General features: G+C 68.1%; 20 protein-coding genes. 10 read left to right on the top strand and 10 right to left on the bottom strand.

The window, feature by feature from the left end; genetic code table 11:
* Nucleotides 1-24: 24 nt before the first annotated feature.
* Genes HWX31_RS00545 through HWX31_RS00535 form a run of 3 tightly spaced genes read right to left on the bottom strand, consistent with a single transcriptional unit; the run spans nucleotide 25 to nucleotide 3,476 of the window.
* On the bottom strand, nucleotides 25-1,536 hold the full coding sequence (locus HWX31_RS00545; RefSeq protein ID WP_174962565.1) for a TolC family protein: 1,512 nt from the start codon (nucleotides 1,534-1,536) through the stop codon (nucleotides 25-27).
* Complete coding sequence (locus HWX31_RS00540) at nucleotides 1,529-2,743, bottom strand: ABC transporter permease (protein WP_174962567.1); 1,215 nt, start codon at nucleotides 2,741-2,743, stop codon at nucleotides 1,529-1,531. Before HWX31_RS00540 ends, HWX31_RS00545 begins: the two co-directional genes overlap by 8 nt.
* The gene (locus tag HWX31_RS00535; RefSeq protein WP_174962569.1) at nucleotides 2,736-3,476 is read right to left on the bottom strand and encodes an ABC transporter ATP-binding protein; all 741 of its coding nucleotides are present in this window, start codon (nucleotides 3,474-3,476) and stop codon (nucleotides 2,736-2,738) included. Before HWX31_RS00535 ends, HWX31_RS00540 begins: the two co-directional genes overlap by 8 nt.
* A 309-nt stretch (nucleotides 3,477-3,785) precedes the next feature.
* Here HWX31_RS00535 and HWX31_RS00530 point away from each other — a divergent pair, with 309 nt between their 5' ends.
* Entirely contained in the window at nucleotides 3,786-4,637 is an 852-nt protein-coding gene (locus tag HWX31_RS00530) for a class I SAM-dependent methyltransferase (RefSeq protein ID WP_174962571.1), read from the top strand.
* 105 nt (nucleotides 4,638-4,742) lie between these two features.
* On the top strand, nucleotides 4,743-5,555 hold the full coding sequence (locus HWX31_RS00525; RefSeq protein ID WP_174962573.1) for an alpha/beta fold hydrolase: 813 nt from the start codon (nucleotides 4,743-4,745) through the stop codon (nucleotides 5,553-5,555).
* Nucleotides 5,556-5,565: 10 nt separating this feature from the next.
* Here HWX31_RS00525 and HWX31_RS00520 read toward each other — a convergent pair whose 3' ends face one another.
* On the bottom strand, nucleotides 5,566-5,880 hold the full coding sequence (locus HWX31_RS00520; RefSeq protein ID WP_042587683.1) for a membrane protein: 315 nt from the start codon (nucleotides 5,878-5,880) through the stop codon (nucleotides 5,566-5,568).
* Between the two features lie 381 nt (nucleotides 5,881-6,261).
* On the opposite strand from HWX31_RS00520, the gene HWX31_RS00515 reads away from it, so the two are divergent.
* The 8 genes from HWX31_RS00515 to HWX31_RS00480 all read left to right on the top strand — a co-directional run bounded on the left by HWX31_RS00515 (nucleotide 6,262) and on the right by HWX31_RS00480 (nucleotide 15,612).
* Entirely contained in the window at nucleotides 6,262-7,206 is a 945-nt protein-coding gene (locus HWX31_RS00515) for a MurR/RpiR family transcriptional regulator (RefSeq protein ID WP_059728576.1), read from the top strand.
* Entirely contained in the window at nucleotides 7,203-8,180 is a 978-nt protein-coding gene (locus tag HWX31_RS00510; RefSeq protein ID WP_174962575.1) for an isoaspartyl peptidase/L-asparaginase family protein, read from the top strand. Before HWX31_RS00515 ends, HWX31_RS00510 begins: the two co-directional genes overlap by 4 nt.
* A 35-nt stretch (nucleotides 8,181-8,215) precedes the next feature.
* Nucleotides 8,216-10,159 carry a dipeptide ABC transporter ATP-binding protein gene (locus HWX31_RS00505; RefSeq protein WP_174962577.1) on the top strand — a complete coding sequence of 648 codons (1,944 nt, stop codon included), beginning with the start codon at nucleotides 8,216-8,218 and terminating at the stop codon, nucleotides 10,157-10,159.
* Nucleotides 10,160-10,285: 126 nt separating this feature from the next.
* Entirely contained in the window at nucleotides 10,286-11,848 is a 1,563-nt protein-coding gene (gene gsiB / locus HWX31_RS00500) for a glutathione ABC transporter substrate-binding protein GsiB (protein WP_174962579.1), read from the top strand.
* 46 nt (nucleotides 11,849-11,894) lie between these two features.
* Entirely contained in the window at nucleotides 11,895-12,815 is a 921-nt protein-coding gene (gene gsiC / locus HWX31_RS00495) for a glutathione ABC transporter permease GsiC (RefSeq protein WP_174962581.1), read from the top strand.
* 7 nt (nucleotides 12,816-12,822) lie between these two features.
* Entirely contained in the window at nucleotides 12,823-13,716 is an 894-nt protein-coding gene (gsiD, locus tag HWX31_RS00490) for a glutathione ABC transporter permease GsiD (RefSeq protein ID WP_059612365.1), read from the top strand.
* On the top strand, nucleotides 13,716-14,783 hold the full coding sequence (locus tag HWX31_RS00485; RefSeq protein WP_174962582.1) for a DmpA family aminopeptidase: 1,068 nt from the start codon (nucleotides 13,716-13,718) through the stop codon (nucleotides 14,781-14,783). Before gsiD ends, HWX31_RS00485 begins: the two co-directional genes overlap by 1 nt.
* Before the next feature lies 1 nt (nucleotide 14,784).
* Nucleotides 14,785-15,612, top strand: a complete 828-nt coding sequence (locus tag HWX31_RS00480; protein WP_059834278.1) for a M55 family metallopeptidase — start codon at nucleotides 14,785-14,787, stop codon at nucleotides 15,610-15,612.
* A 71-nt stretch (nucleotides 15,613-15,683) separates the two neighbouring features.
* Here HWX31_RS00480 and HWX31_RS00475 read toward each other — a convergent pair whose 3' ends face one another.
* From HWX31_RS00475 to HWX31_RS00450, 6 genes are all read right to left on the bottom strand, one after another.
* Nucleotides 15,684-16,034: a copper-binding protein gene (locus HWX31_RS00475; protein ID WP_059617728.1), complete on the bottom strand. Its 351-nt coding sequence runs from the start codon at nucleotides 16,032-16,034 to the stop codon at nucleotides 15,684-15,686.
* Nucleotides 16,034-19,237: an efflux RND transporter permease subunit gene (locus HWX31_RS00470; RefSeq protein WP_174964285.1), complete on the bottom strand. Its 3,204-nt coding sequence runs from the start codon at nucleotides 19,235-19,237 to the stop codon at nucleotides 16,034-16,036. Before HWX31_RS00470 ends, HWX31_RS00475 begins: the two co-directional genes overlap by 1 nt.
* Nucleotides 19,234-20,736, bottom strand: a complete 1,503-nt coding sequence (locus tag HWX31_RS00465) for an efflux RND transporter periplasmic adaptor subunit (protein ID WP_174964286.1) — start codon at nucleotides 20,734-20,736, stop codon at nucleotides 19,234-19,236. The genes HWX31_RS00470 and HWX31_RS00465 overlap by 4 nt, the downstream gene beginning before the upstream one ends.
* 11 nt (nucleotides 20,737-20,747) lie before the next feature.
* Nucleotides 20,748-22,040 carry a TolC family protein gene (locus tag HWX31_RS00460; protein WP_174964287.1) on the bottom strand — a complete coding sequence of 431 codons (1,293 nt, stop codon included), beginning with the start codon at nucleotides 22,038-22,040 and terminating at the stop codon, nucleotides 20,748-20,750.
* 91 nt (nucleotides 22,041-22,131) lie between these two features.
* A complete protein-coding gene (locus HWX31_RS00455) occupies nucleotides 22,132-22,500 on the bottom strand; it encodes a hypothetical protein (protein WP_059725582.1) in 369 nt (122 codons plus the stop codon).
* Between the two features lie 29 nt (nucleotides 22,501-22,529).
* A complete protein-coding gene (locus tag HWX31_RS00450) occupies nucleotides 22,530-25,001 on the bottom strand; it encodes an AsmA family protein (RefSeq protein WP_174964288.1) in 2,472 nt (823 codons plus the stop codon).
* Nucleotides 25,002-25,180 lie beyond the last annotated feature (179 nt).

Here is a 25,180-nt window from a genome sequence, read left to right as displayed (position 1 = left end):
CGGATGAACTGGCGCGCCCGATTCCTAATCGTTGAGTTCAATTTCCCAGCTCTCCAGCGTCGTTCCCAGTGTCCTGTCCAGCGTAGTCTGGGTATTGAGGTAAGCGATCAGCGTGTTCAGCCGAGCGTTCTCCGCGCTACGAAGATCGGCTTCGAAGCTCAGCACCTGAAAGTTGCTGGAGCGGCCCGCCTGCAACTTCTCCCGCTCGATTTCGAGCTTGCGGCGCGACAGGTCGCACGCCCGCCTGGCAATGTCGTATTGGCGCCATCGCGTGTTCAGATTGCGTACCGCATCATCGACGTCCCGCTCCATCGTCTGGGCGATCTCGGCAAGACGGACGTTCTGGCTCTCGATGTCGGCGCGCGCATGAACTTCTGCCTGGCGCTGGCTCAGATCCCCGATCGGGATGCTGATTTGCACTCCCGCATAATTTTCCCAATTGCGATTCCCGATGCCGGCGTAACGTTCCCGGTTCTGATTCGCGCCGGCAATCAGCGATACGTCCCACAGCCGGCTATTGCGCGCGGTCGTGAGGTTGATTCCGGCCTGCTCGACCGCAATCAGTTGAGCAAGGTAGGCGGGCTGATGCTCGCGGGCAGTCGTCAATGCTTGTGCGAGGCCGACTTCGATATGGCTCGCATCGGGCGTATCGATCGCCCGAACCTGCGTACGCAGATCCAGCGCGAACAATTGCAGGAGTGCCAGCCGGCTCGAATCGAGCTGGTTGTTTGCCTCCTCGACTGCGAGCTCCTGGTTGGCGATATCGGCTTCCGTCTGGACGATCTCGACGCGCGCCATTCGTCCCGCATCGATCATCGCCTTGTTCGCTTCCAGCAGCTGATTCGACCGTTGCAGCGCGTCGCGGGCAATGCGTACCTGCTCCTGCGCACGCACCAGGTCGCGATAGGCGGAAATGATCTGCGTGACGGTATCCGACACGGCGGATTTGAGGGAAAGGCGGTTTGCCTGCTCGGTCAGTCGAGCCAGTCGCACCGGCGCCTCGGTCACATCGCGGCCCGCGCCCCGAAGCAAGGGCTGAATGATGGTCAGCGACGCGCCGTCATGACGGAAGCGTCCGGAACGATTGTCCTGCGTGAGCTGACTGTTCCATGCAAGGCGCAAGCGTGTGCCGTAAGGCCCCAGCATCGACACCTCGGGCGCGGCATTCGCCCCGCGATATCCGCCGTCCTGGTTGCGCTCGGCGATATAGCTGCCGTTGAGGGCGAGCTTGGGCGTAAAGATGTCTTCGGCTACCCGAAGATCGAATTTCTGCGCAGTGCGCTGGATATACGCGCTATGGATCGAGCGGTTGTTGCGCAGGCCGAGGAAGACCGCATCGTTCAGCGTCAGGTTGACGGTTTGCCCATTGAGCGAGACCGATCGCGTCGGCATGCTGGCCCGGGATCGCGCAAGCGCCTCGGGAGCGTCGGCCGACATTGCCGGCATCGACGCGCCAAGGACGGCGGCGCCGAGCAATATCCGTCCGAGACGGGCGAGATGGGCGAGATGGACGAGACGGGGGCGCACTTCAATCATCGCGCAACGCCCGTACCGGCTCCAGTCGCGCAGCCATCAGGGCGGGGTGCAGCCCGAAGAACACGCCCGTCGCAAGTGAGCTGGCAATCCCGAGCGGGAGCGACGGCGCCGATAGCGAGAACGCCCAACCGGAAAGCTTCGCGAATAGCCAGCTACCGGCCAGACCCACGGCCGCGCCCGCCAGCGCGCCTGCGACGGCCAACATCGCGGCTTCCAGCACGAACAGCGTCGCGATGTCTCGCGGGCGCGCGCCAAGGGCCATGCGCACGCCGATTTCACGACGGCGTTCCGCAACGCTCATCAGCATGACGTTCATCACGCCGATCCCGCCGATCAGCAGCGAGATGATGCCCAGTCCGAGCAGGAGCCAGGAGAAGGTCCGGTTTTGCCGGGCGAGCCCGTCCAGCAGTTGCTGCGCGACCTGAACCTGGACGTCGCGTCCGCGCGCCAGCGGAGTCAGGTAATCGCGCAAGGCTGCGGCGTCGCTCTGGAGCGATTCCGTTTGTCTTCCGAGCGCAATGAGGGTGTTGATCTCGGGAGCCGGGACGATACGGCGCATGCCCTCGATGGGGATGAGTATCCCTTCGTCCAACGGAACGGGAATCATCGGGTTGGCTCCCTGCTCGGCCAGCACCCCGACGATTTCGAAGGTGTAATTGCCCAGTGCGATTCGGTCGCCGACGGATATCGGCCTGCCGGACCTGTTCAGCTCGCCGAATGCCTTGGCCCCGACGACCGCATAGGTACTTTGCCGGTCGTATCCGGAAAGGAACCGTCCTCGGGCGACGGACAGTTTGAGGACGTCCCGCAAATCGCTGGTCGTGCCGATGACGCTGGCATTGACGGTGCGGCCGTCGAGCCGCGCCGACATCGCACTCACGATGACCGGCGCGATATGTTGTATGCCCGGCAAGGCTTGCGTGGCGGCGTGCGTGTCGAGCGTCGCGGGGCCCCGGGGTACGCGGATACCGGGTGGCGCGTTGAAACCGGCGACCATGATGTTGCTGCCCAGTCCCTTGAACGTGCGGATCGCCTCGTCGGCGGCATTGTGGCCGATGTTGAGCAGGCATACGACCGATGCGCAGCCGACCGCGATGCCCAGCAAGGCCAATAGCGCGCGGCTTCGCAGCAGGCGAAGATTGTCGAAGGGTTCGACAAGCACATGACGAAGCCTGGGGCCGTACCGGTCCGACTGTTGCTCAGGCATGCGTCAGCCTCGTTTCACGGGCCAATTCCGCCAGGCGACCGTCCTGGACTTGCAGGCATCGCTGCATGCGATCGGCGATCGATGCGTCATGCGTCACGACGACCAGCGTGACGTGCTGGTCGCGGTTCAAGGCCAGCAGCAGATCGAGTATTTCGCTCGCCGTTGCCGTATCGAGATTGCCGGTGGGTTCGTCCGCGAGGATCAGCGACGGTTGCGTGACGAGTGCACGGGCAATGGCGATGCGTTGCCGCTGGCCACCCGAAAGGTCGGCGGGGCGATGTTGGGCGCGATGGCCCAGCCCGACGCGTTCGATTTGACGTTGCGCTTCCATGCGTGCCGAATCACGCGCGTACCCCCGGTACGTCAATGGCAGCGCCACGTTGTCGAGCGCGCTGAGGCGGGGGAGCAGATTGAAACTCTGGAAGACGAAGCCGATGATTTCGTTGCGCGCTCGCGAGCGAACGTCGGATTCGGCCAGCGTCATGTCTCGGCCTTTCAGGAACAGGCGTCCGCTGGTCGGGCGATCCAGAAGGCCGATGATGTTGAGGAGCGTGCTTTTGCCGGAGCCGGAGGCGCCGACGATCGCGCAGCTTTGTCCGGGCGCAACCGACAGGGTGACGTCATGAATGACCTGCTGCGATCCGGCTCCAGTGCGGTACGCGTGGGATATTCCCTCGAGACGGATCACGTCATCGCAAGAACGCCGATGTGTATTCCCGATGGCTTCGACCATGCGCGACAGTCGTCCTACGCCGTTTTCGCGGTCGCTGTTTTCCGGAATTGATTTCCGGGCAGGCGAGCGGATATGCAGCGGTCTCCAGCCATACGGTCGATTTACCTGTCAATTCATGAAGGGCGTTTGCAAGGAAGGTTAACGGCAGCTGACTGCCCCGGGTTTAGGCCACTCGTAAAATCAATTTGCCATTCCGGTCTTATTTCCGGAATGCCGGCGCATGAGGCTTGCCGCCGCTTGACTTCAAGCCGGCTTGAAGCAGCACACTGGCGGCTCGCCTTTCGAGGGCAAATCCACAGGAAAACGTTCATGAACCACACCCAGCCAGCCAACGGTGAACTGGCCGCACTCTGGAACGGCCCGTCCGGCCGCGCGTGGGTCGACATGCAAGCGGTGCTCGACCGGATGTTCGAGCCGTTCGAGGAACTGCTCGTCGAAGCGGCCGCCTCCACGCAGGCGCGGCAGGTGCTCGACGTCGGCTGCGGCACGGGCGCCCTCACGGTCGCTATCGCGCGGCGGCTCGGCGCGCAGGGGCACTGTACCGGCGTCGACGTATCGGCGCCGATGCTCGACGCAGCGCGGGCGCGCGCCGAACGCGCAGGCGTGGGCGCCGGGTTCGTCCGCGCGGATGCGCAGACGCACGCGTTTGCGTCCGCGAGCTTCGACCTGATCGTGTCGCGCCTGGGCGTGATGTTCTTCGACGATCCGGTCCGTGCGTTCGCGAACCTGCGGCACGCGGCCGCCGACGGCGCGCGGTTGTGCGCGATCGCCTGGCGCAGCGCGGCGGACAATCCGTTCATGACGACCGCCGAGCGCGCCGCGGCGCCGCTGCTGCCGGGCCTGCCGCCCCGCATGCCGGGCGCGCCCGGACAGTTTGCGTTCGGCGACGGGGAGCGGGTGGCGGCGATGCTCGATGCGAGCGGCTGGACCGGCATCGACCTTCGGCCGATCGACGTGCGATGCGTGCTGCCGACGCACGCATTGGCCGATTACGTGTCGCGGCTCGGCCCCGTCGGTCTCGCGCTGCGCGACGTGGACGACGCGACGCGCGTGCGCGTGGTCGAAACGGCTTGTGCGGCTTTCGAGCCGTATGTGCACGGCGACGAGCTGCGTTTCGACGCGGCGTGCTGGATGATCCGCGCGCACAAGCACGGCGCGTAGGCGGGCGCGCGGGCGGTTCGGGGCGCTGCCGCTTCGGTCAGCGCGAGCGCGCCGGGACGCGCATTACAATCGCGTCTTCGGCTTCGTCGCAAGGATAAAAGAACGATGAGTGCGGAGATGGAGGACGACGACCTCGGACGGTTCGCGGCGCATGGCGCCGCGCCGCTGCCGGCGGCCGGCTTCGAGGGCTGGCTGGAACACGACGGCGCGCGCATCTGGCATGCGTGCTACGGCGACGGCCCGCCGGTGATCCTGCTGCATGGCGGCCTCGGCCACGCCGGAAACTGGGGCTACCAGGTGCCGGCCGTGCTGGCGGCCGGCTATCGCGCGGTCCTGATCGACAGCCGCGGCCACGGCCGCAGCACGCGCGACGGGCGGCCTTATTCCTACGAGCGGATGGCGTCGGACGTGCTCGCGGTGATGGATGCGCTCGGCCTCGACCGGGCGCGCTTCGTCGGCTGGAGCGACGGCGCGTGCATCGCCCTCGTGCTGGCTTCCATGGCCCCCGCACGCGTGGAGAGCGTGTTCTTCTTCGCCTGCAACATGGACCCGGGCGGCGTGAAGGCGATGGCGCCGAGCGCGGTGGTCGACCGCTGCTTTGCCCGGCACCGGAACGATTACGCGGCGCTGTCGGCGACGCCGGACGGCTTCGAGCCGTTCGTGGCCGCCGTCAGCGAGATGATGCGCACGCAGCCCGACTACTCGGCGAAGGCGCTCGCCGCGATCGACGTGCGCGTCGCCATCGTGCACGGCGAGCATGACGAATTCATCCGGCCCGAGCATGCGGCTTACCTCGCCCGCACCATTCCGGGTGCGACGCTGACGATCCTGCCGGGCGTCAGCCATTTCGCGCCGCTGCAGCGCCCGGCCCGGTTCAATGCGGCGATGCAGGCGTTTCTCGGTCAAACGCGGGGTTAGCGTCCGGGACCTACGGCTCCCGCCGCGCGCGCAGCATCAGCCACGCGCATCCGGCCGCGACCATCGCCAGCCCGCCGAGCACCGCTTCGACGCCGAGCGCGAAGCCGCCGGGCATCTCGCCGAGGTTCGATCCGGGCGACTGCCCGGCGAACATCGCGCCCGCGCCGCCGATCAGCAGCGCCGCGCAGACGATCCAGTAGACCTTGCCGCGCCGTCCGGCCGCCCGGATTCGCCAAAGCGCAAGCCCGAGCCCCGCGAGATACAGCAGCGCGAACGTGCCGAGCGCGATGGTATCGCCGACGAGATCGTGCGACACGCCGCTCATCGCGCGCCCGCGGAAACGAAGCACGCCGTCATTGCGCCTGCGTCGCATGTCCGGACGCGCGGCATCGGCAGATGCGTGCGCTTGCCGGCCGCGAGCGACGGCGGGACGACCTGCGGCCTGAACGTCGTTTGCGGCAAGGGACGGGAATCTGACATGGTTGGCATCGAGAAGAGGAACACGAGACGGAACGCCGGCCGCCGCACGCATTCGCGCGGCAAGCCCGGATGCGGCGGACGCGTGTGATGTTACCCCGTGAACGGGAAGCGCATCCGCTCGCGCGCGCCGCATCGGGGAATCCCTGAGTCGCTGGAAATTTATTTTTTTCCTAATGTGGATTGTGTAAGTTTACTTTCACTTTCAATTGCCTGACCGCATGCCGTCATGCCGACACCTGATCCGTCCACCGCGTCCGATGCCGAACCGTCGATCGCCGCACGCATCGCGTCGGCGATGCCGTCGCTGACGCCGATTCATCGCCGGATGGGCGAATACGTGCTGGCCAATCCGTTCCGCGCGGCGACGATGCGGATCGACGAACTCGCCCAGGCCGTCGACGCGTCGATCGCGACCGCGAACCGCTTCGCGAAGGCGCTCGGCTTCGACGGCTATCCGGCGATGCGCGCGGCGCTGGTGCGCGGCTTCGAGGCGACGCTCGCGCCGGTCGAACGGCTGCGCTCCGCGCAGGAGCAGGAAGCCGGCGTGCGCGACGCCGCGTGGATCGACGCGGTGTTCAACCAGGCGGTCGAGAACATCGAGGACACGCGTGCGCAACTGAACACGGCCAATATCGAGGCGGCGGTCGAGGCGATCGTCGCCGCGCGCCGCGTGCTGATCCTCGGCGCGGGATCAAGCGCGTTTCTCGCGGGGCTGATGGAGCACGGGTTGTCGGTGTGCCACGACAACGTGCAGTCGCTCGCGCTGCTCGGCGGCCCGTCGCATGCGGCGCGGCGCCTGTACACGGCGGACGCGCGCGACCTCGTGATCGCGATCGCGTTTCCGCGCTACGTCGAGGACACGATCGAGCTGGCGCGCCGCGCGGCCGCGCGCGGCGCACGGGTGCTCGCGCTGACCGACGGCCCGCATTCGCCGCTCGCGCCGCTCACGCCGCTGACGCTGTTCGTGACGGCGCAGCGGCGCTTCGCGGCGACGTCGGAAGCGGCCGTGCTCGCGATGATCGAGGCGCTGATCGACGCGGTCGCGCTGCGCACGCATCGCTCCGCGAAGGCCGCCGCGGAAATGACCGAATTCCTGTTGCCGTGGCTCACGCAGCCGCAGGCGGCGCTGCCGGCGACGGACCCTTCATCCACCGGTTCGAGGAAATCATGACTTCACCCGCGATCGTCGCGATTCACGGCGGCGCAGGCACGATCCTGCGCGAAGCGATGAACACCGACACCGAATTGCAATACCGCGCGGAGCTGGCGGCGATCCTGCGCGCCGCGCAGGCCGTGCTCGCCGACGGCGGCAGCGCGCTCGACGCGGTGAGCGTCGCGGTGCGGATGCTCGAGGACTGCCCGCTGTTCAACGCGGGGCGGGGCGCGGTGTATACGGCCGACGGCACGCACGAGCTCGACGCGGCGATCATGGACGGCGCGACGCTCGCCGCCGGCGCGGTGTGCTGCGTGACGCGCGTGCGCAATCCGGTGCTCGCCGCGCGGCGCGTGATGGAGGCGAGCGAGCACGTGCTGTTCGCCGGCGCGGGCGCCGACGCGTTCGCGGCCGCGCAAGGGCTGGAACTCGTCGAACCCGGCTACTTCGGCACCGAAGCGCGTCACGCGCAGTGGCTCAAGGCGCGCGACGCCGCCGGCGCGCTGCTCGATCACGACGCCGCGACGTTCGCATTCGGCGACGGCGCGCCGCTCGACCCGGACCGCAAGCACGGCACGGTCGGCGCGGTCGCGCGCGACCTGCACGGCCACGTCGCGGCGGCGACGTCGACGGGCGGGATCACCAACAAGCAGCCGGGGCGGGTCGGCGACTCGCCGATCATCGGCGCGGGCTGCTACGCGGACGACGCGACCTGCGCGGTGTCGTCGACCGGCACCGGCGAGATGTTCATCCGGCTGGCGACCGCGCACGACGTCGCCGCGCAGATGGCGTACCGCGGCGTGTCGGTCGCCGAGGCCGCGTACGACGTCGTGATGAACAAGCTGCCGCGCATCGCGGGCCGCGGCGGGATCATCGCGGTGGACGCGCACGGCAACGTCACGATGCCGTTCAACACCGAAGGGATGTACCGCGGCTACGCGCGCGTCGGCGCCGCGCCCGTCGTCGGGATCTACCGCGACGACGCGGCCTGATTCCGTTTCGCCCCCCCGATGCAGGAGATGCACGCATGACTCCGAACCGAACTCCGCCCGCGCTCGCCTTGCCCGAGCAGCGCGTCGTCGCGGTCGACGACCTGTCGGTGACGTTCCAGCGCGAGGGCGCGACGTTCGACGCGGTGCGCGGCGTGTCGTTCCACGTCGATCGCGGCGAGACGCTCGCGATCGTCGGCGAATCCGGCTCGGGCAAGTCGGTCACGTCGCTCGCGCTGATGCGGCTCGTCGAGCACGGCGGCGGCACGCTCGCGAGCGGCCGGATCGCGTTCCGGCGGCGCAACGGCGCACTGCTCGACCTCGCGCGGGCGAGCGCCGCGACGATGCGCGGCGTGCGCGGCGCGGACATCGCGATGATCTTCCAGGAGCCGATGACGTCGCTCAATCCGGTCTTCACGGTCGGCGACCAGATCAGCGAGGCGATCGCGCTGCATCAGTCGAAGAGCGCGTCGCAGGCGCGCGCCGAAACGCTGCGGCTGCTCGATCTCGTGCGGATTCCGGAGGCGCGCCGCGTGTTCGCGCGCTATCCGCACCAGCTGTCGGGCGGGATGCGGCAGCGCGTGATGATCGCGATGGCGCTGTCGTGCCGGCCGGCGCTGCTGATCGCCGACGAGCCGACCACCGCGCTCGACGTGACGATCCAGGCGCAGATCCTGCAGCTGATTCGCGGGTTGCAGGACGAGATGAACATGGGCGTGGTGTTCATCACGCACGACATGGGCGTGGTTGCCGAGGTGGCCGATCGCGTGCTCGTGATGTATCGCGGCGAAAAGGTCGAGGAGGGCGAGTCGGAGCGAATCTTCACCGCGCCCGCCCATCGCTACACGCGCGCGCTGCTCGCGGCGGTGCCGCGTCTCGGCTCGATGCAGGGCACCGACGCGCCGGAGAAATTCCCGCTGCTGAAGGTCGACGTGGCCGCGCCGGTGAACGGCACGGCGGTGGCGCCGGCGGGCCCGGCCATCGCCGAAGTGGCGGAAGAGGCGAACGAGGTGGCCGCGCTCGCCCAGCCGCGCGTCGATCCGCACGCGCCGCCGATCCTGCGCGTGCGCGACCTCGTCACGCGCTTTCCGGTCAGGAGCGGCCTGTTCGGCCGCGTGTCGCAATACGTGCATGCGGTCGAGCGCGTGAGCTTCGAGCTGCGCGCGGGCGAGACGCTCGCGCTCGTCGGCGAATCCGGCTGCGGCAAATCGACGACCGGACGCTCGCTGCTGCGCCTCGTCGAGTCGCAAAGCGGCTCGATCGAATTCGACGGCCGCGACATCAGCGCGCTGAAAGGCCCGGACCTGCAGGCGCTGCGCCGCAATATCCAGTTCATCTTCCAGGACCCGTTCGCGTCGCTGAACCCGCGCCTCACGGTCGGCTTCTCGATCATGGAGCCGCTGCTCGTGCACGGCGTCGCGAGCGGCGCGGCCGCGCAGCAGCGGGTCGACTGGCTGCTCGACAAGGTCGGGCTGCCGGCGGAGGCCGCGCGCCGCTATCCGCACGAATTCTCCGGCGGCCAGCGCCAGCGGATCGCGATCGCGCGCGCGCTGGCGCTGAACCCGAAGGTCGTGATCGCCGACGAGTCGGTGTCCGCGCTCGACGTGTCGGTGCAGGCGCAGATCGTCAACCTGATGCTCGACCTGCAGCGCGAGCTGGGCGTCGCGTACCTGTTCATCTCGCACGACATGGCGGTGGTCGAGCGCGTCAGCCATCGCGTCGCGGTGATGTATCTCGGCCAGATCGTCGAGATCGGCCCGCGCCGCGCGGTGTTCGAGGCGCCGCAGCATCCGTACACGAAGAAGCTGATGAGCGCGGTGCCGGTCGCCGATCCGGCACGCCGGCACGCGCCGCGCCAGTTGCCGGCGGACGAGGTGCCGAGCCCGATCCGCGCGGCCGGCGACGAGCCTGCGGTCGCGCCGCTCGTCGCGGTCGGCCCCGATCATTTCGTCGCGACGCATCGCGTCGGCGGCGCGTACTGACGCGCGGAGGCGGCGATGGACCGCAGTTGCGCGCGCGCCAGGCAGAGACGGTTGTTTCCCGAGCGGAGGCAGTCAATCCGCGATTCCCACCACGCGTCATCGAATCACGCACAGGAGCCGGCCCACATGAACAAATCGCTTTCGTTCCCGATGTTCCGTCCGCGCGCGCTGCTCGCCACGGGCGCGAGCGCGTTCGCGCTGGCGGTCGCGCCGCCCGCGTTCGCGCAGCAGACCGCGGTGATCGCGGTCGGCGAGACGTTCACGACGATGGACCCGTACGATTCGAACGACACGGTGTCGCAGGCGGCCGCGAAGTCGTTCTATGAGGGGCTGTTCGGCTTCGACAAGGACATGAAGCTCGTCGACGTGCTCGCGACGGGCTACACGGCGTCGCCCGACGCGAAGGTCTACACGGTCAAGCTGCGCCAGGGCGTGAAGTTCCAGGACGGCACCGATTTCAACGCGGATGCGGTGAAGGTCGTGTTCGACCGCGTGACCGATCCGGCGAACAAGCTGAAGCGCTACAACCTGTTCCGGGTGATCGAGAAGACCGAGGTCGTCGATCCGTATACGGTGAAGTTCACGTTGCGCGAGCCGTTCTCGGCGTTCATCAACACGCTCGCGCATCCGTCCGCGGTGATGATCTCGCCGGCGGCGCTGAAGAAGTGGGGCCGCGAGATCGGGCTGCATCCGGTCGGCACCGGGCCGTTCGAGTTCGTCGAGTGGAAGCAGACCGACGACATGAAGGTGAAGAAATACGCCGGCTACTGGAAGAAGGGCTATCCGAAGATCGACATGATCGACTGGAAGCCCGTGATCGACAACAACACGCGCGCGGCGCTGATGAAGGCCGGCCAGGCGGACCTTGCGTTCCGGATTCCTTACGAGCAGGTCGCCGACCTGAAAACCAATCCGAAGCTCGACGTGGTCGAGCGGCCGTCGATCGTGGTGCGCTACATTTCGCTGAACACGCTGCAGAAGCCGTTCGACAATCCGAAGGTGCGCCAGGCGCTCAACTACGCGATCAACAAGGACGCGCTCGCGAAGGTCGCCTTCTCGGGCTTCGCGATGCCGGTGCCGGGCGTCGTGCCGCCGGGCGTCGAGTACGCGACGAAGACCGGCCCGTGGCCGTACGACCCCGCGAAGGCGCGCGCGCTCTTGAAGGAGGCCGGCTATCCGAACGGCTTCGAGTCGACGCTCTGGTCGGGCTACAACAACACGACGTCGCAGAAGGTGATCCAGTTCGTCCAGCAGCAGCTCGCGCAGGTCGGCGTGAAGGTGCAGGTGCAGGCGCTCGAATCGGGCGAGCGCGTCTCGAAGGTCGAGAGCGCGCAGGACCCGGCAACCGCACCGGTGCGGATGTTCTACATCGGCTGGTCGTCGTCGACCGGCGAGGCGAACTGGGCGCTCACGCCGCTGCTCGCGTCGGCGTCGAAGCCGCCGAAGCTGTTCAATACCGCGTACTACCAGAACGGCATTCTCGACGACGCGCTGGACAAGGCGCTGGCGACCACCGACCGCGCGAAGAAGGCCGAGTACTACGCGACCGCGCAGAAGCAGATCTGGGCCGACGCGCCGTGGATCTTCCTCGTGCAGGAGAAGATCGTCTACGCGCGCAGCAAGCGGCTGCAGGGCATGTACGTGATGCCGGACGGCTCGTTCAATTTCGACGAGATTTCGCTGAAGTAAGCGCATTCGGGCGCGCCACGGCGCGCCGCCCTGGTTCGGTGCCCTCATGCTGAATTTCATCGTCAAGCGCCTGTTCGGCCTCATGCCCACGCTCGCGATCGTCGCGGTGCTGGTGTTCCTGTTCGTGCACCTGCTGCCGGGCGATCCCGCGCGGCTCGCGGCCGGCCCCGAGGCCGACGAAGCGACCGTCGCGCTGGTGCGCGCCGATCTCGGCCTCGACAAGCCGATGCCGGCGCAGTTCGCGAATTTCTTCGTGAAGATCGCGCACGGTGATTTCGGCGTGTCGACGCGCAGCAAGCGCGCGGTGTCCACCGAGATCGGCGAGCGCTTCATGCCGACGCTGCTGCTGACGATCGTCAGCATGGGCTGGGCGACGCTGTTCGGGATGGCGATCGGCATCGCGTCGGCCGTGTGGCGCAACCAGTGGCCGGACCGCGTCGGCATGACGCTCGCGGTGTCGGGCATCTCGTTTCCCGCGTTCGCGCTCGGCATGCTGCTGATGGAAATCTTCTCGGTGAAGCTCGGCTGGCTGCCGGTCGTGCCGGACGGCACGTGGAAGAGCTACGTGCTGCCGTCGCTGACGCTCGGCGCGGCCGTCGCGGCGGTGATGGCGCGCTTCACGCGCGCGTCGTTCGTCGAGGTGCTGAACGAGGATTTCGTGCGCACCGCGCGCGCGAAGGGCGTGCACGAGCCGATGGTGGTGCTCAAGCACTGCCTGCGCAACGCGATGATCCCCGTCGTCACGATGATGGGGCTGCAGTTCGGCTTCCTGCTCGGCGGCTCGATCGTCGTCGAGGCGGTGTTCAACTGGCCGGGGCTCGGGCGGCTGCTCGTCGATGCGGTGACGATGCGCGACTACCCGGTGATCCAGGCGATCGTGCTGCTGTTCTCGCTCGAATTCATCCTGATCAACCTGACCGTCGACGTGCTGTACGCGGTCATCAACCCGACCATCCGGTTCAAGTGAGGCACGCATGAACGCGACCGTCCAGACCGCGGCGAGCGCCGCGTCCGCCGCGATCCGCACGCCGTGGCGCGAATTCTGGCGCAAGTTCCGCAAGCAGACCGTCGCGCTCGTCGCGGGCGGCTTCGTGCTGCTGCTCGTCGTGCTCGCGTTCGTCGGCCCGCACGTCGTGCCGTTCGACCCGGAAAACTATTTCGATTACGACGCGCTGAACGCGGGGCCGTCCGCCGCGCACTGGTTCGGCGTCGATTCGCTCGGCCGCGACATCTTCAGCCGGATCGTCGCCGGCACGCGCATCTCGCTCGAGGCGGGCTTCTTTTCGGTCGCGCTCGGCGCGGTGGTCGGCACGTTCTTCGGGCTGCTCGCCGGCTATTACGAAGGCTGGTGGGACCGCATCACGATGCGCGTCGCCGACGTGCTGTTCGCGTTCCCGGGCATCCTGCTCGCGATCGGCGTCGTCGCGATCCTCGGCAACGGGATGATCAACGTGATCTGCGCGGTCGCGATCTTCAGCATCCCGGCGTTCGCGCGGCTCGTGCGCGGCAACACGCTGGTGCTCAAGCACATGACCTACGTCGAGGCCGCGCGCAGCATCGGCGCGTCGGACTGGACGATCCTGATGCGGCACATCCTGCCGGGCACCGTGTCGTCGGTCGTCGTGTACTTCACGATGCGGATCGGCACGTCGATCATCACGGCGGCGAGCCTGTCGTTCCTCGGGCTCGGCGCGCAGCCGCCGACGCCGGAGTGGGGCGCGATGCTGAACGAGGCGCGCGCGGACATGGTGACGGCGCCGCACGTCGCGATCTTTCCGAGCCTCGCGATCTTCCTGACCGTGCTCGCGTTCAACCTGCTCGGCGACGGGCTGCGCGACGCGCTCGATCCGAAGCTGGAGCGCCGCTGATGGCCATGCCGACGATGTGGGCCGCGACGCTGCCCGAGGGGCCGCGCGGCACGATCGCCGACGTGCCCGGCGTGACGGTCGGCCATTGCACGCTCGACGCCGGCGCGGTGCAGACCGGCGTCACCGTCGTGAAGCCGCACGCGGGCGACGCGTATCGCAGCAAGGCGCCGGCCGGCGCGGCGGTGATCAACGGCTTCGGCAAGAGCGTCGGGCTCGTGCAGGTCGACGAGCTCGGCGTGCTCGATACGCCCATCGCGCTGACGAATACGTTCGGCGTCGGGGCGGTCGCGCACGCGCAGATCCGCGCGGCGATCGCCGCGAATCCGCGCATCGGCCGCGACTGGCCGACCGTCAACCCGCTCGTGTTCGAATGCAACGACGGCTACCTGAACGACCTGCATGCGTTCGCGGTGAGCGCGTCGCACTACGACGACGCGTGCCGCGCCGCGACGCGCGACGTCGTGCGCGGCGCGGTCGGCGCGGGGCGCGGGATGTCGTGCTTCGATCTCAAGGGCGGGATCGGTTCGGCTTCGCGGATCGCGGCGGCCGCCGGGCGTTCATATACGGTCGGCGCGCTCGTGCTCGCGAATTTCGGCCGGCTGCCGATGCTGACGCTCGGCGGCGTGCCGGTCGGACGGATCGTGACCGCGCGCGCGGCGCCGGCGCCGGCCGCGCCGCCCGAACAGGGGTCGATCATCATGCTGCTCGCGACCGATGCGCCGCTCGACGCGCGGCAACTGGCGCGGCTCGCGCGCCGCGCGGCGGCGGGGCTCGCGCGCACGGGCTCGGTGTACGGCCACGGCAGCGGCGATATCGCGCTCGCGTTCTCGACCGCATACACGATCGCCCATGATGCTCAGTTCGTGACGCTGCCGGCGCTGCTCGCCGACAGCGTGCTCGATCCGCTGTTCCAGGCCGCGGCCGAAAGCGTCGAACATGCGATCGTCGATGCGCTGCTGCAGGCGGTGACCGTTACGGGGCGCGACGGCCATGTGCGGCAGGCGCTGCGCGACGCCGTTCCCGAGTTCGACCGCGTGCTCCACGAAGGACGCGCCTTCCATTCATGACATGAAGATCCTGATCTCGACCGATATCGAAGGCGTCGCCGGCGTGTTTGCCGTCGAGCAGACGCGGCCCGGCAACCCGGAATACGAACGCGCGCGCCGCTGGATGACGGCCGAGGCGAACGCGGCGATCGAGGGCGCGTTCGCGGGCGGCGCGCAGGCCGTCTGGGTCAACGATTCGCACGGCGGCTTTCGCAACCTGCTGCCCGACGCGCTCGATGCGCGCTCGCGCGTGGTGCTCGGCAAGCCGCGGATGCTTGGCATGATGGCGGGGCTCGAGCAGCGGCCCGACCTCGTGTTCATGATCGGCTATCACGCGAAGTCGCAGACGCGCGGCGTGCTCGCGCATACGATCAACAGCTTTGCGTTCACGCAGGTCTGGCTGAACGGCGTCGAGCTCGGCGAAGCGGGGCTGTATGGCGCGCTGGCGCAGGAATACGGCGCGCACGTTGCGCTGGCGTCCGGCGACGACGTGTTCGCCGAGGAGACGCGGCCGCAGTTTCCGGCCGCGCGTTTCGAGACGGTCAAGACGGCGGGCGGCGCGTCGTGCGGCAGCACGCTGACGCCCGCGGCCGCGTGCGCATGCATCGCGGCCGCGGCGCGCGAGACCGTCGCGGGCGCGGCGGCGGCCGGCCTGCGCGCCGGTGCGCATCGGCCCGCGCCGGCCGCGTGCACGCTGCGCGTGCAGAGCGCCGCGCTCGCGGACCTGTTCGGCATGCTGCCGGCATTGGAGCGGATCGATGCGGTGACGCTGCGCTTCGATGCGCCGTCGGTCGAGCATGCGGTGCGCACGCTGAACAGCCTGTCGGCGATGTCGTTCATGTTGCGGTGATCGGCGGGCGTCCGTCTTCCTGACGTGCCGGTGCGCGAACGGAAGCCCGCGCACCGGCCGTCAACGCTTCGTCAGGAGCGCTTTTCGAGTTTCACGATGGTCAGGGTGCCGTTCACCTCCTCAACACGCACCTTGACCTTGTCGCCTTCCTTGACCTGCTTGACCATCGCGGCATCCTTCGCCTTGAACGCCATCGTCATCGGCGGCATGCCGACGTTTTCCAGCGCGCCGTGCTTCAGCGTGACCATGCCGGTCGCCGCGTCGACCTTCCTGACTTCCGCGTCGGTGAGCGCGTTGTTCGACGACACCTTCGTCGCGGAAGCCCTGGTCGACATGTCCATGCCGGCCATGTCATTGCCGGCGAATGCGGGCGTGGCGAAAGCGGCCGCAAGGGCAGCGGATACGACGATCATCTTCTTCATCAGACTTCTCCAGTTGGGTTGACGGGCACGTTCGTGCCGGAAGGTACTGCGTGGGGAAAATGGACGGCACCGGCCTGTCGTGCGCCACGGCGCTGCAACAGGAACCATGCCGCGGGAATCACGAACATCGACAGAAGCGGGGCGGTCACCATGCCGCCGACCATCGGCGCGGCGATGCGCTGCATGACCTCCGACCCCGCGCCGTGTCCGACCATGATCGGAACGAGGCCGGCGAGCACGACGGCCACCGTCATGGCCTTCGGCCGCACGCGCAGCACGGCGCCTTCGCGAATCGCGTCGAGCAGCAGCGCCTCGGTGAGCGGCTCGCCGTCTTCCAGCCGGCGATCGAGCGCGCCTTTCAGGTAGAGCAGCATGACGACCCCGAACTCGGCAGCGACGCCCGCGAGCGCGATGAAGCCGACCGACGTCGCGACCGACACCGCGTGGCCGAGTATCCAGATGAGCCAGAATCCGCCGACCAGCGCGAACGGCACGGTCGACATCAGCAGCAGCGCATCGGCGGCCGAGTTGAACGTCAGGAACAACAGCACGAAGATGACGGCCAGCGTGACGGGAATGACGGTTCGCAGCCTGGCCGCCGCGCGTTCCAGGTACTCGAACTGGCCCGACCACGCAATCGAGTAGCCGGGCGGCAATTGAACCTGCCGGGCCACGGCCTTCTGCATTGCCTTCACGGCGGACTGCAGGTCGGTGTTGCGGATGTCGACGTAGACGTACCCGGCGAGCCGCGCATTCTCGCTGCGTATCATCGGCGGACCGTCGGCGATCGCGATGTGCGCAACGTCGCCGAGCTGGATTTGCGCGCCGCGATCCGTGACGACCGGCAACTGCCGCAGCTTCTCGAGCGAGTCGCGAATCTCGCGCGGGTAGCGGATATTGATCGGGAAGCGCTCGCGGCCGGCAATCACCTCGCCGACGTTCTCGCCGCCCACCGCCGACGACACGACCGACTGGATCGCGGCCACCGACAGTCCGTAGCGGGCGGCCGCGAGCCGGTCGATGTCCACGTCGATGTAGCGTCCGCCGTTCAGCCGTTCCGCGAGTGCGGACGTCACGCCGGGCACAGCCTTGACGGCCGTTTCGACCTGCGTCGCGAGTCGGTCGATTTGCGTCAGGTCCGATCCGGAAATCTTGACGCCCACCGGCGTCTTGATGCCGGTCGACAGCATGTCGAGACGATTGCGGATCGGCGGCACCCAGACGTTCGACAGCCCGGGCACCTTGACCGTCCGGTCCAGCTCGTCGACCAGCTTCTCCGGCGTCATGCCCGGCCGCCACTGGCTGCGCGGCTTGAACTGGATGGTGGTCTCGAACATCTCGAGCGGCGCCGGGTCGGTGGCCGTATCCGCCCGGCCCGACTTGCCGAACACCGTCGCAACCTCGGGCACGGTCTTGATGAGCCGGTCGGTTTGCTGCAGCAGTTCGCCGGCCTTCCCGGCGGAAATGCCGGGCAGCGCGGTCGGCATGTACAGCAGGTCGCCTTCGTCGAGCGGCGGCATGAATTCGCCGCCCAGGCGCGAGATCGGTACGATCGTGAGCAGCAGTGCAACGACGGCGAGGCCAATCGCCGCCCATGGCCGGCGCAGCGTCGCGTCGAGCAACGGACGATACAGCCGGATCAGCATGCGGTTGATCGGGTTCGCGTTCTCGTGCGGAATCCGGCCGCGGATCAGGTAGCCCATCAGGACGGGTACGAGCGTGACCGACAGACCGGCTGCCGCCGCAATCGTGTAGGTCTTCGTGAACGCCAGCGGAGAGAACAGCTTGCCTTCCTGTCCTTCCAGCGAGAACACCGGAATGAACGACAGCGTGATGATGAGCAGCGAGAAGAACAACGCCGGCCCCACCTCGGCGGCCGACGTCGCGATGAGTTCCCAGCGCTGCGCCGCCGTGATCCGCGCATTCGGATGCGCATGCTCGAACGCCTCCAGGTGCTTGTGCGCGTTCTCGATCATCACGATCGCCGCGTCGATCATCGCGCCGATGGCGATCGCGATGCCGCCGAGCGACATCAGGTTCGCGTTGACGCCCTGGTAGCGCATCACGATGAACGCGGCCAGCACGCCGAGCGGCAACGACAGAATGGCGACGAATGCGCTGCGCAGGTGAAACAGGAACACGGCGCAGACGAGCCCGACGATGACGAACTCCTCGACGAGCTTGTCCTTCAGGTTGTCCACCGCGCGCTCGATGAGCTGCGAGCGGTCGTAGGTCGTGACGACTTCGACGCCGGGCGGCAGCGAGCGCTTCAGACCGGCGAGCTTCGCCTTCACCGCGTCGATGGTCGTCAGCGCGTTCTTTCCCGAGCGCATCACGATGACGCCGCCGGCGACTTCGCCCTGGCCGTTCAGCTCCGCGATGCCGCGACGCATCTCGGGGCCGATCTGGATGCGCGCGACGTCGCCAAGCAGAACCGGCGTGCCGGCGTCGTCGGTGCGCAAGACGACCTTGCGGAAATCGTCGAGCGAGCGCAGATAGCCGGACGAGCGCACCATGTACTCGGACTCGGCCAGCTCGACGACCGAGCCGCCCGATGCCTGATTCGCGTTGGCGAGCGCATCGGCCACCGCGGCCTGCGTGATGCCGTACGCGCGCAGCCTGTCCGGATCGAGCACGACCTGGTACTGGCGCACCATGCCGCCGATGCTCGCGACCTCGGAGACGTCCGGCACCGCCTTCAGCTCGAACTTCAGGAACCAGTCGTTCAGCGCACGCAGCTGCCCGAGGTCGTGCCGTCCGGTCCGGTCGACCAGCGCGTATTCGTACACCCAGCCCACGCCGGTCGCGTCCGGCCCGAGCGAGACCGTCGCGCCCTGCGGCAGCCGGCTCTGCACCTGGTTCAGGTATTCGAGCACGCGCGAACGCGCCCAGTACGGGTCGGTCCTGTCGTCGAACAGCACGTAGACGAACGCATCGCCGAACGACGAGTACGCGCGGATCGTCTTCGCGCCCGGCACGCCGAGCAGCGTCGTCGCGAGCGGGTACGTGACCTGGTCCTCGATGACCTGCGGCGCCTTGCCCGGATACGATGCCTTGATGATGACCTGGGTATCGGACAGGTCGGGCAGGGCGTCGAGCGGAGTTTGCTTCAGCGAGTAGACGCCCCACGCCGCGACGAGCACGGTCGCGAGCAGCACCAGGAAGCGGTTGCGGATGGACCAGCGGATGAGCCGGGCAATCATTGCGCGCCTCCGATCGGTTCGACCTTCGTCAACCGGTAGCCGTCGTCCGACTGCGTGAAGACGAAGTGCACCGTCTGTCCGGCCTTGACGTCGGGGAATGCGCCGGGTGCCGGCTTGTTGAACGCCATCGTCATCGCGCCCCAGCCGAGCGCCGGCACGGGTTGATGGGAGAACGTGATGTCCGCGGCGGTCACTTTCTCGACCTTGCCGGTGGTCTCGTAGCTTTGCGCGGCGGCGGCAGGCGCGGCCGCGTCCGCTCCCGTGCCGCCTTCCAGCCTCGGCAGTACGGACTTCAGGCTCGCTTCGGAATCGATCAGGAACTGGCCGGACGCGACGACGGTGTCGCCGTCGTTCAGGCCGCTCAGCACCTCGGTTTCGTTGCCGATGTCATTGCCGACGGTCACCGTCGCCGGCTGAAGGCGCCCGTCGCCGTTCTTCACGATGACGACCGACCGTTTGCCGGTCGTGATGACCGCTTCGGAAGGCACCAGCAGTCGCGACACGGCCTTCTGGCCGGCAACGCGCACACGCATCAGCATGCCCGGCGTCAGCCTGAGCGCGGCGTTGTCGATTTCCAGGCGCGCCTGCAGCGTGCGGCTCGTGGTGCTGATGCCGGGCAGGATCTCGCGGATGCGTCCGTTGAAGTGTTGTGTCGAATCGCCTGCGAACGCCGCGTCGATAGTCATGCCGGGTTGCACGCTCAGCGCAAGGGCCTCGGGAATCTCGACGATGAGCCAGAGTGTCGACAGGCCCGCAATCTTCGCGAGCGTCTGGCCGGGCGCGACCATCGCGCCGTCGCGAACGTTCAGCTCGCTGACGACGCCGGCTTCCGGCGACGTCAGCACGACGTGCGTCCGGGCCTTGCCGGTTCGGTCGAGGCTCGCGATGATGCCGTCCGGAATCGACATCGCGCGCATCCGCGCGCGCGACGCTTCGAGCAGGCCGGCGTCCATCCCGCCGCGCTTGAGCGCGAGATATTCCTCCTGCGGCGCGAGCCAATCCGGGACGAACAGCGACGCGACCGGCGCGCCCTTCGCGATGCGTTGCATCGGTGCGCTCGCATACAGCTGGTCGATGTAGCCGGTGACGCGCGACTGCACGACAGCCGCGCGCGATTCGTCGAATTGCGTCGTGCCGACGGCGTCGAACCCGCCCGCCGTGTCCTGCCGGCGTACGGTCGCATAGCGAATGCCGAGATTCTGCTGCAGGCCCGGGTCGATCCTGATGCCGGAGGAGCCGCCGCCTTCGTCCGCGTAAACGGGCTCCAGCTGCATGTCCATGAAAGGCGACTTGCCGGGCTTGTCGAAGTGCTGGTTCGGCACCATCGGGTCGTGCCAGTACAGCGCCTTCCTGCCGGTCTTGGGGTCGATCCTGTCGCCCGGCGAGGCTGTCGCAGCGGGGGCTGCCGCGCTGCGCGTCCCCGCGACGTATCCTGCGCCGAGCAGCGCCGCAGCGGCGAATAGCGCCAACGCCGCACGCACCAGTGGTTTCTTGGTCATGTTGTTCTCCGTCACCGAGCGGCGGCCATCGTCGATGGCACGATTTGATATTCGAGCTGCGCCCAGGTCTGCGACACCTCGCGCTTGAGGTCGAGCACCTGAAGCTGCGCTTCCAGTTGCGCACGGCGGGCCGCGAACGTATCCGCGAGCGAACCGCTGCCCGCGCGATAGGCGGCATTCGCGAGTTGCACGCGCTGGTCCGCGGCGGGCAGCAACGACCGGCCCAGGTTGGCGATACGTTCGCGCCCGCTCGCCAGCGTGGCGGATTGCGCGCGGATGTCGGCCTGAACCTGTCGCAGCGCGTCTTCGTACATCAGCCGCGCCTTGGTGGCGAGCTCGGCTTTCTCCGCGACGTCGCGGTTCTGGCGGTTTTTACGGTTCAGCGGCAACGGAATGGTGACGCCGACCGACACCATGTTCGAGTACGCACCGCCGCGTTGCTGGTATGCAAGCTCCCAGGTCCAGTTCGGGCTGCGTTCGCTGTCGGCGACGGCGGTATCGGCTTCGGCCACCGCGATGTCGTCCGCGGCGGCCACGAGCGTCGGCTGCGACAGGCGCAGTTCGTCCGGCGGGAGCGACGACACGAACGACTCGGGCGGCGGCGGTTCGCCGCTCACCTCCGAAACGGGAACGGCCGTCCAGCGCGACAACCCGATGAGCGCGATCTGATAAGCCTGTTGCGCCTTGAGCGCCTGGTCCTGGGTCTGCGCGAGCATCGCCTGCGCTTGCACGACGTCGGCGGCGCTCGCCTTGGCGCCGCGATACGACGCGTTCGTCGCCGCCAGCTCGTGGCGCATGTGGTCGAGCAGCGCCCGCTGCAAGGCGAGCGCCTGTTTCGCATACACGGCGTTCAGCCACGCGGCGGCGGTTTGCTGGCGAACGTTGGCGAGTTGCACGAGATAGCCGGCGCGCTCGCGCCCGACCATCTCATTGGCCAGCGCGGAACGCAGCCGCCGCTTCTCGCCGGACACCCACTCCTGTTCGATGCCGATGCGGCGCATCGTCATGAAGTCCTGTCCGATGGTGAAGCGTTGCGGACCGTTGACAGGGAGGTTGTCGATGCCCGCCTTGAGCATCGGGTCCGGCAACTGGCCGGCCTTGACGGCCGCCTCCGAACTGGCGCGCACCGACGCCTGCGCGGCCTGCATCGACGCAGAGCGATCGGTCGCCGCCTGCAGCGCGGCGTCCAGCGTGAATGGCGCCTGCTGGGCGTGCGCGACGCCCGCGACGAGAAGCGCGGCAACGAGCGTGTGCACGCGCAACGGGACACGCCGACGCAGCGGCGTGCCGAAAATGAATGGCATGGTCTAACCCCAAAGGCGAAATCCCATAGGGATTCCACGTCCGGCATAGGACGAACCTCACCGCAACCGCGGTGAGCCTGTCAGCGAGGGATCAGACGAGACGAGGAGGTCGCCACAACCCGTTCGGGTCGCGGACCGGCAGAGACTGGATGTAGTGGAAGACGACGGGCGTGCCGAACACCGACGGCCGGCTGATGTCGGCCCGGGCGGCCGGATGGTAGAGGCTGCCGAACTGGCATTGGGCCGTCACTTTGCAGAACGCGCCCTTGGCCTTGGCTTTGTCGACGGACGCGGGCGCCATCGATTCGCAGCCCGGCATGTCGGCGGACATGCCGGCGTCCGCATCCATGGACATCGCCTGCTGCATCGGACATTCACCGGTCAAGCCGCTGGCTGCCAGCCCGCTGATGGGCAGCGCCGCGCAGAGCAGCAGCAGGATGAAGGTCCGGAGCAGTTTCATGGCGGCGATTATAGCGTGCCGCCCGGCGATCAGTGTCCCTTGGACGTCGACGGGGAACCTTCGGCCACGCCCGGATTCGCCGCGGCCTTCGACGGCGGCGCCGCCGCGCCGCTGGCCGCGTCCGCCGCGCGTCCGGCAGGGGGCGCCCCCAACACGCCGGAAGCCGCCTTCATGTACGCCGGCGCCGGTGCCGGCTTCTTTCGCATGCCCGGCGGCGGCGCCGTCGGCCGCTTTTCCATGTCGGCAAGCATCTGCTGGCATGGCAGGGGCCGGTTGTTGCTCGGCTGAATCAGCGCGATGAGCGACGCGAACGGATTGAGCAACCCCAGTCCGACCACCGCGCCGCCGCGTGCGATCAGCGCGCCCGGCTGAACACCGACGTGCGGCTGCTTGAAAGTCCCGCGCACATACAGCGGCGAGCGCAGCGAAATCACCCGGAAGCCCTTGGTATGCGGGTGGATGCGCAGGTCCATCGTCTCGTCGCGCATGTTGATGTTGCCGTCCATGTCGATCACGGCGTCGTCGGTGTCGATGGCGAATACGCGCGAATCGAACACGCCGTTGGTCGCAACCAGGTCGGCCGCCGCGCAATTGATCTTCACGTCCCGCTGGCCGAACAGTTTCTCGTACACCACGTTCGCGACGTTCAGCCCCGCCGCCTCCATCAGCAGCCGGCTGACGGTGCCGTCGGTGACCAGCGTCTTCACCTCGCCGTTGGAACTCGCAGTTAGCGCCGCCGGCGAATTGCCGGTTGCCGACAGTGCGATGTCGCCGTTGATTTCGCCGAGGCTCGTCTGCATCACCGCGAAGGTCGGAAAGAGCTGCTTGAGCCGCAGGTGCCGCACTTGCATCGACACGCGCGCCTTCAGGGGCGTGGTGTTGCCGTCGAGATGGATCGTCGAGGCGAGGGTGCCGCCGGCGACGTCGAACTTCAGCGGATCGAGCGCCAGCACGCCGTCGCGCAGGATGACGTGCGTGTCCAGCGCGGTGACGGGCAGGTTGACGTTCTTGATGATGCGCCGGCCGGTGAACGTCACGTTCGCGTCGATCGCTTTCCACCGCTCGGTGTGGAAAGCCTCGACCGGCACCGCCTTGGCGGCGGGCTGGTGCGCGGCCTCGCCGCGGCGGCTCTTGCTCGCGTTCGAATCCGCGCCGATGATCGGCGCGAGATCGGTGAACTGCAGCAGATTCGACGCGGTCTTGCCGTACAGCACCGGTCTCGGCTCGCGCGCCTCGTAGGTCAACGAGCCGTTCAGGTCGCTGCCGCCCACGCGCCCGGTGAAATTGTCGTATTTGAAGATGTTCCCCGCTTCGCGGAACTGGCCGACGAGCCGGCCCTCGGTCGCGAACGGGCGCGTTTCCGGCAACGTGACGCCGCTGATCTCGTACAGATGCGCCATGCTGATTCCCGCCAGCCACAGGCGCAAGTCGAGCGCCGCCAGGTGGGCCGGATCGGTCAGCGTGCCGACCAGCGCGATGCGCGTGTCGCCGATGCGCAGGCTCGCCTGCACCGGGAACGGCCGCCGCGCGTCCTGCAATGCAAGCACGCCGCCAACCTTCCCGCTGCCGGTGAGCGGCATCTTCCTGTACGTCCCATCGACGGTCCAGCCGATCGCATAACCCCCGATCGAGCCTCGAGCGGAAGACGCGCCCGCACGGCTCGCGCCGGATGCCGCGGCGGCGCCGGAGGCGCCGGAAGCGCCGGAAGCCGCCGGGGGCGCGGCTGCGGAAGGCGAGGGTGCCGACGCTGCCGACGCCGCCGGCAATCCGCCGGAGGCCGGGGGCGCGCCTGACGTCTTCGACGCCCCGTGCGCGGCCTTGGCCCGCACTTGTGCGTTGAGCTTCGTTGCGTTCGCGCTGCCGACGACCCCGGCCGATTCCTCGCGCGAGCTTTTCTCCTGCTGCCTGAGCACGTCGCCGAACGGAATCGGCTGGCCGAGCGTATCGATCGCGGCCTTCAGGTCGGCGCGCTTGACCTCGTCGTAATAGGCGGCGTGGCCCTTCATGAAGGCGATGTCATGCAGGTCGAGCGTCCACGTGCGCGGCCTGGCGGTCGATTTCAGCTTGAACGTCCAGTTATCGCGCCCGTCCTTCAGGCGTTCGAGATCGACCGACGGATTGACGAGCTCGATCGACGGAATGACGATGTGCTTGTCGAGCAGCGGCAGCGCGGCCACGTCGAAGCCGATGGCGTCGAGCGTCGCGAAGTCCTTCGCGCGCGCCCAGTCGGGGTTCGCGATCACGATGTTGCGCGCGCTGAACCTCGGCCACGGCACCCACGCACGCCACCCGTGCTCGAACGGCGGCCGGTGCCAGTCCACGCGCAGGTCGCCGTTGATCGCAAATTGCCGTCCGATGGCTTCGGACACCTTGTCATCGATCCACGGGCGGGCGTGGTTCCAGTCAAACGTCTGGACGAAGACCGCCAGCGCGCCGACCACCACGGCGACGGTCACGATCAGCCCCGCGACGATCTTGCCGAACGGGCGTGCGATACGCATTGTCCACTCCGGATTGCTCACGAACGACAGCTACACCGCAATCCGTGTTCCCGCATCCGGGGCAGGAAAAAGCGTTCGACCGATCTGTCGATGCGACCGGTACGCGGCACGCGGATTGCGCAGCCGGCTGTTGCTTCCGCCGGCAGGGCGGCATGAAACGGTCCGCATCGGAAGCGACC

Origin of the sequence: Burkholderia ubonensis (genome assembly GCF_902833085.1) — a bacterium.
GTDB classification, from domain to species: domain Bacteria; phylum Pseudomonadota; class Gammaproteobacteria; order Burkholderiales; family Burkholderiaceae; genus Burkholderia; species Burkholderia ubonensis.
This window is presented reverse-complemented; position numbering and strand designations above follow the sequence as displayed.

Bases quoted from the DNA above. Each gene is read 5' to 3' on its own strand.
- HWX31_RS00545 (WP_174962565.1), bottom strand. From the start codon at position 1,536: ATGATTGAAGTGCGCCCCCGTCTCGTCCATCTCGCCCATCTCGCCCGT.
- HWX31_RS00540 (WP_174962567.1), bottom strand. From the start codon at position 2,743: ATGCCTGAGCAACAGTCGGACCGGTACGGCCCCAGGCTTCGTCATGTG.
- HWX31_RS00535 (WP_174962569.1), bottom strand. From the start codon at position 3,476: ATGGTCGAAGCCATCGGGAATACACATCGGCGTTCTTGCGATGACGTG.
- HWX31_RS00530 (WP_174962571.1), top strand. From the start codon at position 3,786: ATGAACCACACCCAGCCAGCCAACGGTGAACTGGCCGCACTCTGGAAC.
- HWX31_RS00525 (WP_174962573.1), top strand. From the start codon at position 4,743: ATGAGTGCGGAGATGGAGGACGACGACCTCGGACGGTTCGCGGCGCAT.
- HWX31_RS00520 (WP_042587683.1), bottom strand. From the start codon at position 5,880: ATGAGCGGCGTGTCGCACGATCTCGTCGGCGATACCATCGCGCTCGGC.
- HWX31_RS00515 (WP_059728576.1), top strand. From the start codon at position 6,262: ATGCCGACACCTGATCCGTCCACCGCGTCCGATGCCGAACCGTCGATC.
- HWX31_RS00510 (WP_174962575.1), top strand. From the start codon at position 7,203: ATGACTTCACCCGCGATCGTCGCGATTCACGGCGGCGCAGGCACGATC.
- HWX31_RS00505 (WP_174962577.1), top strand. From the start codon at position 8,216: ATGACTCCGAACCGAACTCCGCCCGCGCTCGCCTTGCCCGAGCAGCGC.
- gsiB (WP_174962579.1), top strand. From the start codon at position 10,286: ATGAACAAATCGCTTTCGTTCCCGATGTTCCGTCCGCGCGCGCTGCTC.
- gsiC (WP_174962581.1), top strand. From the start codon at position 11,895: ATGCTGAATTTCATCGTCAAGCGCCTGTTCGGCCTCATGCCCACGCTC.
- gsiD (WP_059612365.1), top strand. From the start codon at position 12,823: ATGAACGCGACCGTCCAGACCGCGGCGAGCGCCGCGTCCGCCGCGATC.
- HWX31_RS00485 (WP_174962582.1), top strand. From the start codon at position 13,716: ATGGCCATGCCGACGATGTGGGCCGCGACGCTGCCCGAGGGGCCGCGC.
- HWX31_RS00480 (WP_059834278.1), top strand. From the start codon at position 14,785: ATGAAGATCCTGATCTCGACCGATATCGAAGGCGTCGCCGGCGTGTTT.
- HWX31_RS00475 (WP_059617728.1), bottom strand. From the start codon at position 16,034: ATGAAGAAGATGATCGTCGTATCCGCTGCCCTTGCGGCCGCTTTCGCC.
- HWX31_RS00470 (WP_174964285.1), bottom strand. From the start codon at position 19,237: ATGATTGCCCGGCTCATCCGCTGGTCCATCCGCAACCGCTTCCTGGTG.
- HWX31_RS00465 (WP_174964286.1), bottom strand. From the start codon at position 20,736: ATGACCAAGAAACCACTGGTGCGTGCGGCGTTGGCGCTATTCGCCGCT.
- HWX31_RS00460 (WP_174964287.1), bottom strand. From the start codon at position 22,040: ATGCCATTCATTTTCGGCACGCCGCTGCGTCGGCGTGTCCCGTTGCGC.
- HWX31_RS00455 (WP_059725582.1), bottom strand. From the start codon at position 22,500: ATGAAACTGCTCCGGACCTTCATCCTGCTGCTGCTCTGCGCGGCGCTG.
- HWX31_RS00450 (WP_174964288.1), bottom strand. From the start codon at position 25,001: ATGCGTATCGCACGCCCGTTCGGCAAGATCGTCGCGGGGCTGATCGTG.